Annotated in this window: 12 protein-coding genes and 2 pseudogenes; 7 read left to right on the forward strand and 7 right to left on the reverse strand. The window is 34.4% G+C overall.

Annotation, left to right across the window (positions count from 1 at the left end; genetic code table 11):
* Positions 1–106: 106 nt before the first annotated feature.
* From AC3VI6_RS12935 to AC3VI6_RS12955, 5 genes are all read left to right on the forward strand, one after another.
* The gene (locus tag AC3VI6_RS12935) at positions 107–487 is read left to right on the forward strand and encodes a DUF1905 domain-containing protein (RefSeq protein ID WP_497706595.1); all 381 of its coding nucleotides are present in this window, start codon (positions 107–109) and stop codon (positions 485–487) included.
* Between the two features lie 139 nt (positions 488–626).
* Positions 627–1,151 carry an endonuclease III domain-containing protein gene (locus tag AC3VI6_RS12940; RefSeq protein WP_497706504.1) on the forward strand — a complete coding sequence of 175 codons (525 nt, stop codon included), beginning with the start codon at positions 627–629 and terminating at the stop codon, positions 1,149–1,151.
* 219 nt (positions 1,152–1,370) lie between these two features.
* A complete protein-coding gene (locus AC3VI6_RS12945) occupies positions 1,371–1,697 on the forward strand; it encodes a hypothetical protein (RefSeq protein ID WP_497706505.1) in 327 nt (108 codons plus the stop codon).
* Between the two features lie 395 nt (positions 1,698–2,092).
* Positions 2,093–2,347 carry a hypothetical protein gene (locus tag AC3VI6_RS12950; protein ID WP_497706506.1) on the forward strand — a complete coding sequence of 85 codons (255 nt, stop codon included), beginning with the start codon at positions 2,093–2,095 and terminating at the stop codon, positions 2,345–2,347.
* A 268-nt stretch (positions 2,348–2,615) separates the two neighbouring features.
* On the forward strand, positions 2,616–3,731 hold the full coding sequence (locus tag AC3VI6_RS12955) for a DKNYY domain-containing protein (protein ID WP_520436318.1): 1,116 nt from the start codon (positions 2,616–2,618) through the stop codon (positions 3,729–3,731).
* Positions 3,732–3,820: 89 nt separating this feature from the next.
* Here AC3VI6_RS12955 and AC3VI6_RS12960 read toward each other — a convergent pair whose 3' ends face one another.
* On the reverse strand, positions 3,821–4,111 hold the full coding sequence (locus tag AC3VI6_RS12960) for a chaperone modulator CbpM (protein ID WP_497706508.1): 291 nt from the start codon (positions 4,109–4,111) through the stop codon (positions 3,821–3,823).
* A 1-nt stretch (position 4,112) separates the two neighbouring features.
* Positions 4,113–5,022: pseudogene (locus tag AC3VI6_RS12965) on the reverse strand (DnaJ C-terminal domain-containing protein).
* Positions 5,023–5,133: 111 nt separating this feature from the next.
* On the opposite strand from AC3VI6_RS12965, the gene AC3VI6_RS12970 reads away from it, so the two are divergent.
* A complete protein-coding gene (locus AC3VI6_RS12970; protein ID WP_497706509.1) occupies positions 5,134–5,493 on the forward strand; it encodes a hypothetical protein in 360 nt (119 codons plus the stop codon).
* A 2-nt stretch (positions 5,494–5,495) separates the two neighbouring features.
* The gene (locus AC3VI6_RS12975) at positions 5,496–5,861 is read left to right on the forward strand and encodes a YchJ family protein (protein ID WP_497706510.1); all 366 of its coding nucleotides are present in this window, start codon (positions 5,496–5,498) and stop codon (positions 5,859–5,861) included.
* 119 nt (positions 5,862–5,980) lie between these two features.
* Here the strand turns inward: AC3VI6_RS12975 and ilvA are convergent, their stop codons facing one another.
* The 5 genes and pseudogenes from ilvA to ilvD form a co-directional block, all read right to left on the reverse strand.
* Positions 5,981–7,246, reverse strand: a complete 1,266-nt coding sequence (gene ilvA, locus AC3VI6_RS12980; protein ID WP_497706511.1) for a threonine ammonia-lyase IlvA — start codon at positions 7,244–7,246, stop codon at positions 5,981–5,983.
* Between the two features lie 4 nt (positions 7,247–7,250).
* Positions 7,251–8,753, reverse strand: coding sequence for a ketol-acid reductoisomerase (ilvC, locus tag AC3VI6_RS12985; protein WP_497706512.1), 1,503 nt, complete (start codon positions 8,751–8,753; stop codon positions 7,251–7,253).
* Between the two features lie 24 nt (positions 8,754–8,777).
* The gene (gene ilvN, locus AC3VI6_RS12990; RefSeq protein WP_497706513.1) at positions 8,778–9,305 is read right to left on the reverse strand and encodes an acetolactate synthase small subunit; all 528 of its coding nucleotides are present in this window, start codon (positions 9,303–9,305) and stop codon (positions 8,778–8,780) included.
* A 6-nt stretch (positions 9,306–9,311) separates the two neighbouring features.
* Positions 9,312–11,045, reverse strand: a complete 1,734-nt coding sequence (gene ilvB, locus AC3VI6_RS12995) for a biosynthetic-type acetolactate synthase large subunit (protein WP_497706514.1) — start codon at positions 11,043–11,045, stop codon at positions 9,312–9,314.
* Between the two features lie 163 nt (positions 11,046–11,208).
* Positions 11,209–12,887 (reverse strand): annotated as a pseudogene (gene ilvD, locus AC3VI6_RS13000) (dihydroxy-acid dehydratase).
* Position 12,888 lies beyond the last annotated feature (1 nt).

Here is a 12,888-nt window from a genome sequence, read left to right on the forward strand (position 1 = left end):
GCAAGCAAGGATAAAAAACGGATGTAGATTGAAAAAACTGATTGACAATAAACAACTCGAACTAATATATGAACGAGGCAAAGGTGCTTGAACCTATCATATTGTTATTCCAAATACTGCCGAAATTGAGGGCAAATGGGGCTCACTAAAAGTTTCAGGCAGAATAGATAATTACGAGTTAAAACCAATGAATTTGGCACCTCGTAAGGAAAAGGATAAAATGATTTCAATAAACAAGGAAATCAGAGATGAGATTGGCAAAGGTGGTGGAGACAAAGTTATGGTAACATTATTTTTACACACAAAAAATAGAATTAACGAAGATTTAGAAATTTTTCAATGTTTTAAAGATGCAGGCGTACTTGACAAATTTCAAGCTCTAAACGATAAGAGAAAAAAAGAGATTATTGTCAGCATATACGAGCAAAATACAGAGGAAGAACAGATAGATAAAATAAACACAATTATTAATCAATTACTAAACTAAACATTTGAAAAGTGGCAAAAAAAAAATTGAAAAAATTTACGAGAAATTAAGCGACGAATACTAAATCTTCGCTGAAAACGACAACGAGTGGGAAAAAAACGGACTGAACAGTACCGATTTTAAAATTTTAGTGTCAGTAATGCTCTCGACAATGACCCACACAAAAAGGGTAATCAGAGCTTGCAATGCTCTTTACGAAAAAGCCACAACGCCAAAAGAAATATTGGACTTAAGCGATGATGAACTGACCGAGTTGATTAAGCCGGTTGCATACTACAACAGAAAGACAAAACATCTAAAGGAAATGTGCCTAAAACTAATTGACAATCACGATGGAAAAGTCCCACGTACTGAAAAAAAACTTTTGGAATTACAAGGCGTTGGACGAAAATGTGCGGACATCTTAATGAACTTTAACTTTGGTGGCGACACCATCGCAGTTGACACACACGTCCACAGAGTTTTGAACCGACTTGGAATTGTGGACACCAAAACTAATGAACAGACCGCTGACGAAATCAACGAACTGACACCGAAAAAATACAAAAAGCACGCTCACGAATGGCTCATACAGCACGGAATGAACATCTGCAAATCGAGAAAGCCAAATTGCGAAGAATGTATCGTTTACGATTTATGTGGCTACTACGAAAAGGCAAGTTAAAAGCAACAAAAAAACAAAAAATACTGCAGGTAACAATGGCTATAAGTAATTGCTTGTTCTCGCCTACTTCTGAATCCCGAAGCGTCGGGACTCGCGGATTTTCAGTTTGGTGTGTACTTGCAAAGTTAAGAACTAACCCACGCAACTACTCATAATCTAGTCCTTTTTCCTCAATATGAAAAAATTGCTCGTAATATTGGTTATTCTATCATTGAACTCTTGTTTTATGTTCAAAAAAACGGAATTGAAGTAAAAATTAAAAACGAATCAAGCGAACCGATAACTAATGTAGAATTTACAACATCGGAAAAACTAGACGTAATAAAAATTGACCGAATTCAACCGAATGAAAGTGTGACAAAATACTTATCGATGTGGAAAAATGAATCAGACGGAACTTACTTGCTAACTTTTACTCGCGCAAACGGAAAAACAGAAATTAGTGGTGGTGGCTATTATTCTAACGGAAGTTCACTTGACCATTGGGTTGACTTTAGTGTGAAAGACGACACCACCATTGTTAAATTTGATGGTCCTATTTACTAAATTAAGGGTGAGTCTTCTGGTTTTTCCTTTCGAAAAATCCGACAAACGATAAAGATTATCTATTTTTAACTAACTTAGTACAAGACCAACACAGCGGAGTTGGACTTCTTTAAATCAATTTAAAATGAGAAATCTTATAATAATCATCTTTATTTCCTTAATCATTTTTTCTTGTGCACATGAGACTAACAACAAAAAAGAGGATTCAAAAATAAGTAGCAAGGATGAAACTGAAATTCTCAACACGGTAAACAATGTTTATAATAACATCATAATCGAGTCCAACAAAAACCCTGACTTCAATACAATTAAAAAACAATTCGCTGAACATACACGTTTGGGTTACATAAAAATGATTCATTGGTTCTTAAAAACCAGTTGAATATTTCAACAACATGGAAAGCATGCTTTCTAAAAACAAACCTGAATACTTGAAAGAATGGGAAGTTAAGGGAACGACAAAATTCTTTGGAAAAATAGCTCAAAGAACTAGCTTATATGGTGTACATTTCAATACAACTGATAATCTCGCTGAAAAAGGAATCATTAATTTTCAGCTAGTCAAAATAAATGATGAGTGGAAGATTCTATCAATGATATGGGAATCAGAAAAAAAAGGATTATTGAAATCTGATAATTATTTTGATTAAAAACGAAATGTTAATACTATATATCCCATTATTCGGATTCAAAATTTCATATCAAACCCAATAACATACCTTATAACTGTACATTTTTGTACGGTTTTTTGTTTTATCTTAGCTTTTGCTAAATAGAAAAGAACAAAAATTGCTGCTACTTCCTTTTATTCTTTCTTTGAATAAAGAAGATAGTAAAAATCCCAACTAAATCCTAAGTTGCTTGATGAACTTATTTACACAACATCCCTATATATCAATCACGTTAATTATACTTATTTTGAATTCTATAATTAAAAAAATTACACGTGCTGAACACTCTCCTATAGCAAAATTGTCCTTCTTTATAATGGCAATTATTGTGCAAGCTTGTAGTCCTTTTGATGGCCCTGTTGATAAATCTATTTCAGATTCGTATTACTACTCAAAATCAAAAAAAGAAATTCGTTATTCTCCTATGGGAAATTGGTTTTCATTAGGAAACACCAATCTAAATGCCGATGTTAAAAGTTTTAAGGTTTTAGGAAGAGACTTTGGAAAAGACAAAAATCATTTATACTTCAAGACTAATATTATAGATAATGAGGTAGATGTCGCTACTTTTTATGTAGCTAAAGACGATTACACCTGTTTTGACAAAGACCATGTATATATTGCTATAAACTACATGCCACAAGAAATAGATGGATTACATCAAGAGAAAAAACATCTATGGAAGGTAGCAAAAGCCAATCCTAAAACATTTCAAAAAATTGATCAGGATTGGTCTAAAGACGATAAACATTATTTTTATAATTACGTTCCGGTAAATGTAGATTATGATTCTTTTAAAGTTTTGAATAAAAGCTTTGCCAAAGATCAAAATCAGGTGTATTTACTAAAAAGCTACGAATTATTAGTTGCCACAACAATAGACCCTACAACAAGCAAAAAAATCAATGATCGATATATTGTTGATAAAAATGGAGTTCACGACTTTCAAGAATATAAAAACGGTAAAAAGGTAGACTCTCTAACGTCAATCCCTTACCAAAACATTGAGGATTTAACAATCTTAGAAGACAAATATTTATTGTTTGATTCCAACATTATTTATGATGGAGCTAAAATTGAAAATGCGGATATTTCTTCTTTTAAAGTCATCCAATTTCCTTACGCTAAAGACAAAAATCATGTGTTTTATTTTGGGGAAATTATTGAAGAAGCTGATCCTGAAACATTCAGTATTTTTGAAGTTTCTTATTATTCAAAAGACAAAAACCATGTATTTGCTTCCGGAAAATTATTAAAAGAAGCAGATGTAGCTACTTTTGGTCCTTCAAACAAAAAACACTCTTTATTATACAAAGATAAAAACCACACGTATCGTGGTGATCAAATTGTAGAAGACAAGTAAGCCTAATAAAAACTTCCAAACTTTATCTGAATATGTTTTATCATTGATATCGTTTGGAGTTTTTAATCAATAGGTTTTCTAACCCTATTTTACTCATATAATTTAAGCTTGTTTTCTAATTGTTGAATGGTTTTACGCATCATATCCATTCTATCCAACATATTATTAATCACATCAATACCTTGCATATTCACCTCTAAATCGTAATACAATCGAATAATTTTTTCTAAAGTTGGTAGTTGATCTACATACACATACTTATCTGTGTCTTTTACCACAAATTCTATTAATTGAAAAGACTCAATACTCTCTATAAATTGTTCATCTAAATTATGATGAACAATCACTTTCTGTATACTTATTAGTTCTTTGTTGCTCATCTTATTTTAATTTAGAAAGTTTTGTAAATAAATCTCGTTGCTCATCTGTCAAATTCGTTGGAATATCCACCTTATAAGTAACATATAAATCACCAAACTGACCTTCTTTTTTATACTTCGGAAACCCTTTTCCTTTCAATCTAACCTTCGTTCCATTTTGAGTTCCTTCTTTTACCTTCAGCTTTACTTTATCTGTAAAAGTATTTATAACCACCTCTCCTCCTAACACTGCTGAGTATAAATCAATAGTTTGCTCTGTGTACAAATCAGTACCATCACGTTTAAAGTTTATATCCGGAGCTATTTCAAAAGTAATGTATAAATCTCCTTTAGGTTCGTCCGTTCAATCCCTCACCTCCATGTCCTTTTATCTTAATGGTTTGTCCATTTTCTACTCCAGCGGGAATCGTAATTCGTATTTTCTTGTCATTTACCGTCAATACTTGTTTTTGTGATGTATATACATCTCTTAAGTTCAAGTGCAACGTAGCGTTAAAATCTTGACCTCTAAATTGAGATGAACGTCTGCTAGAACCTCTTCTTCCTCCACCTCCAAAGGCAGAATTAAAAAAGTCAGAAAAATCAGTTCCATCAAAATCTGAGGATGAGTATTGTTGATAAGAACCTCCACCACCAAATCCGCTTTGATACCCTTGTTGTTTTTTAGCTTCTTCATAAGCATCGGCATGTTGCCAATGTTCACCATACTCATCGTACTTTTTTCGATTTTCAGGATTACTCAACACTTCATTTGCTTCGTTTATTTGCTGAAACTTCTTTTTAGCTTCTTCATCATTCGGATTCGTATCAGGATGGTATTTTCTGGCTAGTTTACGGTAGGCCTTTTTGATATCAGCAGCAGTCGCTGTTTTATCTATTCCTAGAACTTTGTAATAATCTATAAACTCCATAGTATTGATAACTAATATAAAACACTCGAAAATATACGAAATATTATCATGTTAAACTAATTATAACCTCCACTTAATTTATTCTTATTTTTGCATTTTTAAGAAGATTTCATGACGGTAGAAGATTTAATAGGAACCTACAATATTATTGGTAGCAACCAAGACGAAAGTACCAACACGTACAAAGGAACACTTTCTTTGACTCTTGACGAGAATAACAGAATCGTTGCCAAATGGTTAATTAATAACGAACAAGAACAATTTGGAACTGGCTTCTTTAAAAATAATATTTTAGCTATCAATTTTAACTACTTAGGTGATGATAACACTATCTACAAAGGTGTAGTAGTATATTCTTGTCTTTCTAAAGATATTTTAGACGGATTTTGGTCTGAAAAACATGGAAATCCTTTATTTCTTGGTGAAGAACGTTGCTTTAGAGTACAAGAACAACCTGAATTAATCAATTAATTATGCAGTGTCCATGTAATCCTAACAAACAATATCATGATTGCTGTCAAAAGGCACATCAAAATATTCATTCAGTAACCTCTGCTGAAGCTTTAATGCGTTCAAGATATAGTGCTTTTGTGTTAGCAAATATTGATTACTTACAAAAAAGTCACCATAGCAGCACCAGACCTTCTAAGCGTGAAAAGAGAGAAATTTTAGCTTGGACAAAAGCTGTTAATTGGATAAAGTTAGAAGTGCTACATGCAACAGAAACTACTGTTGAGTTTAAAGCTTTTTTTATGGAAAATGGCAATGTTGATGTGATTCATGAAAACTCTGTTTTTTGTAAAGAAAAAGACCATTGGGTGTATCTTGGTCAAAAATAAGACTGTCAAAAACATCATTTCTACCAAAGGGAGAAATCTTTTGAATATTTGTTACTCATTTGTATGAGATTCCTCCTCGTTCCTCGTTCGGAATGACATTTTATACAGTCGTATTTATATTACACTAAGAATTCAAATAAATTAGGTTTATCGTTTAAGTATTCACCATAAAAGTTTCGCTGTTTCATTCGATGAATTAATGGTTGTAAATCTTCTTTTCTCTCTAGTTCTATACCAACAACAGCAGGACCATTTTCTCTATTGGTCTTTTTAGAGTATTCAAAAAAAGTAATATCATCATTTTCACCCAATACCTCAGCTACAAACTCTTTTAACGCACCTGCACGTTGTGGAAAACGAACAATGAAATAGTGCTTCAATTTACTGTATAACAATGCACGTTCTTTTATTTCAGCGGTACGAGTAATATCATTATTACTCCCACTAATAACACACACTACATTTTTACCTTTCAATTCTTCTTTGTAAAAATCAAGTGCACTTATCGTCAAAGCTCCAGCAGGCTCTACTACTATTGCTTCTTTGTTATACATTTCTAAGATAGTTTGACACACTTTTCCTTCGGGAACGGTAATCATATCCGATAAATTTTCTTTACAAATTTTATAGGTCAACTCCCCTACTTGCTGTACCGCCGCTCCATCAACAAACTTATCTATATTTTCTAGTACAACATTTTTGTTTTCTTCTAACGACTTTTTCATAGAAGGTGCTCCAGCTGGCTCTACTCCTATAATCTTTGTTTTTGGTGACAACAATTTAAAAACACTTGATAAACCAGAAGCCAATCCACCACCACCAACAGGTACAAAAACATAATCTATAGGTTGTTGTGCTTGTTCTAAAACCTCTAAGCCTACTGTGGCTTGTCCTTCAATAATTTTTTCATCATCAAACGGATGTACAAACGTTTTTTGTAAACTATCCGATAAGAGTTTTGCTGCTTTATAAGCGTCATCAAACGTATCACCTATCAATCGAATATCTACAAAATCACCACCAAACATTTTCACCTGTTCTACCTTTTGTTTTGGTGTTGGTACAGGCATATAAATAGTTCCGTAGATTTCTTTTTTTCTACATGCTAAGGCAACTCCTTGTGCATGATTTCCTGCACTAGCACACACAATTCCATTTGCCAGTTCCTCTTCTGTTAAAGAACTAATTTTATTGTAAGCTCCTCTAATTTTATACGAACGAACTTGCTGTAAATCTTCTCTTTTTAAAAATATATTTGCACCGAATTGTCTAGATAAGTTGAAATTTTCTTGCAACGGAGTAACCGCCACAACTTCATGTAAAGTTGTAGCAGCTTGCTCTATTGCTTCTAATTTAGGAAAATACGTTTCTTTTTGAACTTCCATACGATTATGCTAAAACGGGTTCTTCATGACTGACATTGGTTTTGATAACCTTCATAGCAGTCATTGCTTCTCTCAATTCTGCTCCTACTTCTTCAATTGGATGGTTACGAATTGCTTTATTCACTTTTATTAATTCCAGATTATCTACCTCATTGGTAGTACTGTATTCCGTTCCGATAACATCAGTACTTACTGATTTCATAAAATCAGTTAATAATGGTTTTGCTGCATGGTCGAATAAATAACATCCGTATTCAGCAGTATCAGAAATAATACGATTCATTTCAAACAACTTCTTACGTGCTACCGTATTGGCTATTAACGGTAACTCATGTAACGATTCGTAGTATGCCGATGCTGAGATAATTCCTGATTTCACCATGGTTTCAAAAGCCAACTCAACTCCTGCTTTTACAAAAGCAACTAATAAAGTTCCTTTATCAAAATAGGTTTGTTCTGAAATTTCTTCAGAAGTAGCAGCTGTTTTCTCAAATTGCGTTTCTCCAGTAGCTGCTCTCCATGTTAATAGATTCACATCATCATTTGCCCAATCTTCCATCATAGTTTTTGAAAAATGTCCTGACATAATATCATCCATATGCTTGTTGAATAACGGAGCCAATACTTCTTTTAATTCTTCAGAAAGTTGGTAGGCTTTCAATTTTGCTGGGTTAGACAAACGATCCATCATATTAGTTATTCCTCCATGCTTTAACGCTTCGGTAATTGTTTCCCACCCGTATTGAATAAGTTTAGAAGCGTATGCTGATTCTACTCCTTCTTCTACCATTTTATTGAAAGACAAAATTGACCCTGTTTGTAACACTCCACATAAGATCGTTTGTTCACCCATTAAGTCTGATTTTACCTCAGCAACAAACGACGATTCTAACACTCCTGCTTTATGACCTCCTGTAGCATAAGCATAGGCTTTTGCTTGTGCCAATCCTTTATTTTCTGGGTCGTTTTCAGGATGTACCGCAATTAATGTAGGTACACCAAATCCTCTCAAGTATTCCTCTCTAACTTCTGTTCCTGGACACTTAGGCGCTACCATAATTACGGTTAAATCCTTACGGACTTGCATTCCTTCTTCAACAATATTAAATCCGTGAGAATACGATAAGGTTGCCCCTGATTTCATTAATGGCATCACTGCATTTACTACCTGTGTATGTTGTTTATCGGGTGTTAAATTACACACCAAATCAGCAGTAGGAATTAGTTCTTCATAGGTACCTACATCAAAACCGTGTTCTGTTGCATTTTTATAGGATTGACGTTGTTCTTTAATAGCTACTTCTCGTAATGCGTATGAAATATCTAACCCTGAATCGCGCATGTTTAACCCTTGATTCAATCCTTGTGCTCCACATCCTACAATTACCACTTTTTTTCCTTCTAATGCAGCTATTCCTTCTGAAAACTCTTCAGCATTCATAAATCTACATTTTCCTAATTGTTCTAACTGCTCTCTTAATGATAATTGGTTGAAATAATTTTTCATTTCTATTGTATTTGTGTTGTTTGTTTATGCTGTTATTAATTGTAATAATTTTGATACTGGCATTTCATCTTTTGTAATAGCTATTCTACCAGATCGAACAAATTGCATGATACCATGCTTATCTAAAATGTGATATAGTTCTTCGACTTCTTCTTTGGTTCCTGATTTTTCAAGAACAAAAAAGTTTTTATTTATATTGATAACTCTTGATTTACTTTGATTGATAATTGTTTGAATTTCATCATTATCTGTTAGCAAATCCGTACTTAGCTTGAATAAGCACGATTCTTGGTAAATCGTCTCTTCATCCGTATGATAAAAAGCTTTGATTACCTCTACTTGCTTTTCAATTTGACCAATGATTTTTTTTACTTGCTCTTCAGTTACCTTCACTAAAAGTGTAATTCTTGATACACTTTTAATTTCTGATGACGAGCTATTAATACTTTCAATATTGATATGTCTTCGTTGAAATATTGCTGATATTCTATTCAATAATCCAATATTATTTTCTGTATAAATAGAAACCGTATAGGTGTTTTTTGTATTCATATTTTATTATTTTAATCGAACATCTGATACTGATGCCCCTGTTGGAATCATTGGAAACACATTGTCTTCTTTCTCTACACAAACCTCTAAGAAATAAGCTTCTTCAGACTGTATCATTTCTTGAACAGCTGTTGCCAATTCTTCTCTTTTAGTAACTCTATTAGCTACCATATGATATCCTTTAGCTATGGCTACAAAATCAGGATTTGTCATTACTGTAGAAGCATATCGTTTGTCAAAAAACAACTGCTGCCATTGTCGTACCATTCCTAAAAACTCATTATTCAGTACTACAATTTTAACCGCTGCTTTGGTTTGTAAAATCGTTCCTAGTTCTTGTATAGTCATTTGATAACCGCCATCACCAATAACAGCTACTACTTCTCGCTCAGGAACTCCCATTTTAGCCCCAATCGCAGCAGGTAAGGCGAATCCCATAGTTCCTAATCCACCTGAAGTAATATTACTTTTTGTTTGATTGAATTCTGCATAACGACTTGCTATCATTTGATGTTGACCTACATCAGTAACTATAATGGCTTTTCCTTCAGAGGCTTCGTTTATTTGCTTGATAACCTCTCCCATTGTTAAACCTTCTTTCGTTGGGAACAAATCATTTTTTATCACGTTATCAAACTCGACTGCATCGAGATTTCTAAATTCTTGTAACCACTCTTTATGTGAGTTTTCTTCTAAAAGAGGAAGTGCTTCTGCTAAAGTTTGTTTTACATTTCCTAAAACAGCTACATCTGTTTTTACGTTTTTATCTACTTCCGCAGGATCTATTTCAAAATGAATTATTTTGGCTTGCTTTGCATAACGGCTTAAATCCCCTGTAACACGGTCGTCAAAGCGCATTCCGATAGCAATTAATACATCACATTCATTCGTTAGTTTATTTGGACTATAATTACCATGCATTCCTACCATACCAACATGTAACGGGTGCTTAGTTGGTAAAGCTGATAAGCCTAATAAAGTACTTGCTGATGGAATTCCTGCTTTCTCTATAAAAGCTTTGAATTCTTCTTCTGCTTCTCCAAGTATTACTCCTTGTCCCCAAACAACAAACGGTCTTTCAGCATTGTTAATCAACTCAACAGCTGCTTCAACGCTTTGCATATTCATATTCGGAACAGGCTGATAACTTCGTACCGATGTGCATTTTTTATATTCATAATCAAACTCTTCGAACTGCGCATTTTTAGTAATATCAACCAAAACAGGTCCTGGTCTTCCTGAACGAGCGATATAAAATGCCTTTGCCATTACTTCAGGTATCTCACTCGCTTTCGTTATCTGATAATTCCACTTAGTCACGGGAGTTGAAATTCCAACGATATCCGTTTCTTGAAACGCATCAGAACCTAATAAATGTGCTCCTACTTGCCCTGTGATACATACCATTGGAGTAGAATCTATCTGCGCATCAGCAATTCCTGTGATTAAATTGGTCGCTCCTGGACCTGAAGTTGCTATCGCTACTCCTACTTTACCTGTAGCTCGGGCATATCCTTGTGCCGCATGCGTTGCTCCTTGCTCGTGACGTGTTAATACATGATGTAATTTATCTTGATATTTATACAACTCATCATATACAGGCATAATAGCTCCTCCTGGATACCCATATAATAAATCGACTCCTTCTGCTTGTAAACATTTAATTACAGCTTCTGCACCTGTAATGGTTACTTTTTGTGTTATTGCTTGTTCTGTTTGTTGTTTCGTTTTTGTTTCCATAAACTTAGCTTTATGTCTTTAGCCTTTGGCCATACGTTTATTTCAATTAGTATCGTTTTACACGATTCAAATCACTTTGAATCATGTTTCTCTTTTCTTTTTCTAAAATCAACCACCTCTAAGCAAGCCTTAAGAAACTAATCCTCTGGCTATCGCCCTGCGATTAAAATTCGTCGGTTACACATCCGTTAGATGCTGATGCTACTGTTCTTGCATATTTATATAGTACTCCTCTTTTAACTTTTAAAGGCGGAGCAGTCCATTTTTGTTTTCTTTTGTTTAATTCTTCTTCCGATACATCTACATGAATCGTGTTGGTTTCTGCATTAATAGTTATGGTGTCTCCATCTTTTACTAAAGCGATTACACCTCCTTCTTGCGCTTCTGGTGTAATGTGACCTACTACAAATCCGTGGGTTCCTCCTGAGAAACGTCCATCTGTAATTAGAGCAACATCCTTACCTAATCCTGCTCCCATAATAGCAGCTGTTGGTTTTAACATTTCTGGCATTCCGGGTTAGTCCTTTCGGCACCTTCATAACGAATTACTACAACGTCTCCTTTTTCAACTTTTCCATCTCGTATTCCGTCATTAGCCTCATATTCTCCTTCAAAAACTTTTGCTTTTCCTGAAAAATACAATCCTTCCTTTCCTGTTATTTTCGCTACTGAGCCTTCCTTTGCTAAATTTCCGTAAAGCATTCGCAAATGACCTGTAGCTTTTATAGGTGTTTCTAAAGGTTTTATTACATCTTGTCCTTCTTTTAAACTTGAAACTGCTGCTAAATTTTCAGCTAACGTTTTTCCTGTTACAGTTAAACAGTCTCCATGTAACAACCCTTTTTCTAACAAATACTTTAAAACTGCTGGTGTACCGCCTACTTTATGTACATCCTCCATCAAGTATTTTCCACTAGGTTTTAAATCGGCTAAGAATGGAGTTTCATCAGAAATACGTTGAAAATCTTCTAAAGTGAACTTCACATCTGCTGCTTTTGCTATGGCTAAAAAGTGTAAAACTGCATTGGTAGAACCTCCCATAACTGTTACCAATCGCACTGCGTTTTCTAACGATCTTTTGGTAACGATATCAGATGGTTTGATATCTTTCTCTAATAACACACGTAGTGCTTCTCCTGCCTTAGCACATTCTTCCTCTTTGTGATTACTTATTGCAGGATTCGATGAATTGTAAGGCAAACTCATACCCAAGGCTTCAATTGCTGAAGCCATCGTATTAGCGGTATACATTCCTCCACAAGCTCCGGCTCCTGGGCATGCTTTTTCAATCACATTTTGATATTCTTTCTGAGTAATGGTTCCTGCAACTTTCTCTCCCCAAGCTTCAAAAGCAGATACCACATCTAACTTTTTTCCTTCATGACACCCTGAGGCAATGGTTCCTCCATATACTAAAACTGAAGGTCGATTTAAGCGTAGCATTGCCATTAAGGCTCCTGGCATGTTCTTATCACACCCCACTACGGTTACCAATCCGTCATATGACATCGCTTGCACTACCGTTTCCATAGAATCGGCAATGACATCACGAGAAGGAAGTGAATAGCGCATTCCTGGTGTTCCCATAGATATTCCGTCAGAAACACCGATGGTATTAAATATCAACCCTACTAAATCGACATTTTTAGTTCCTTCTTTTACCAATTTTGCTAAATCGTTTAGGTGCATGTTACACGGATTTCCTTCATACCCTGTACTTGCAATTCCGATTAATGGTTTTTCTAAGTCTGATTTTGACAATCCTATGGCATGCAACATAGCTTGTGCTGCTGGTTGTGTATCGTCTTGTGTTACTTGTTTACTAAATTTGTTTAGTTCCATC

The sequence above is a fragment of the Tenacibaculum sp. TB-56 genome (genome assembly GCF_059716275.2).

What these genes read in the sequence shown, in the direction of transcription:
- AC3VI6_RS12940 (WP_497706504.1), top strand. Translation starts at nt 627, where the DNA reads ATGCTCTCGACAATGACCCACACAAAAAGGGTAATCAGAGCTTGCAAT.
- AC3VI6_RS12950 (WP_497706506.1), top strand. Translation starts at nt 2,093, where the DNA reads ATGGAAAGCATGCTTTCTAAAAACAAACCTGAATACTTGAAAGAATGG.
- AC3VI6_RS12960 (WP_497706508.1), bottom strand. Translation starts at nt 4,111, where the DNA reads ATGAGCAACAAAGAACTAATAAGTATACAGAAAGTGATTGTTCATCAT.
- AC3VI6_RS12970 (WP_497706509.1), top strand. Translation starts at nt 5,134, where the DNA reads ATGACGGTAGAAGATTTAATAGGAACCTACAATATTATTGGTAGCAAC.
- AC3VI6_RS12975 (WP_497706510.1), top strand. Translation starts at nt 5,496, where the DNA reads ATGCAGTGTCCATGTAATCCTAACAAACAATATCATGATTGCTGTCAA.
- ilvA (WP_497706511.1), bottom strand. Translation starts at nt 7,246, where the DNA reads ATGGAAGTTCAAAAAGAAACGTATTTTCCTAAATTAGAAGCAATAGAG.
- ilvC (WP_497706512.1), bottom strand. Translation starts at nt 8,753, where the DNA reads ATGAAAAATTATTTCAACCAATTATCATTAAGAGAGCAGTTAGAACAA.
- ilvN (WP_497706513.1), bottom strand. Translation starts at nt 9,305, where the DNA reads ATGAATACAAAAAACACCTATACGGTTTCTATTTATACAGAAAATAAT.
- ilvB (WP_497706514.1), bottom strand. Translation starts at nt 11,045, where the DNA reads ATGGAAACAAAAACGAAACAACAAACAGAACAAGCAATAACACAAAAA.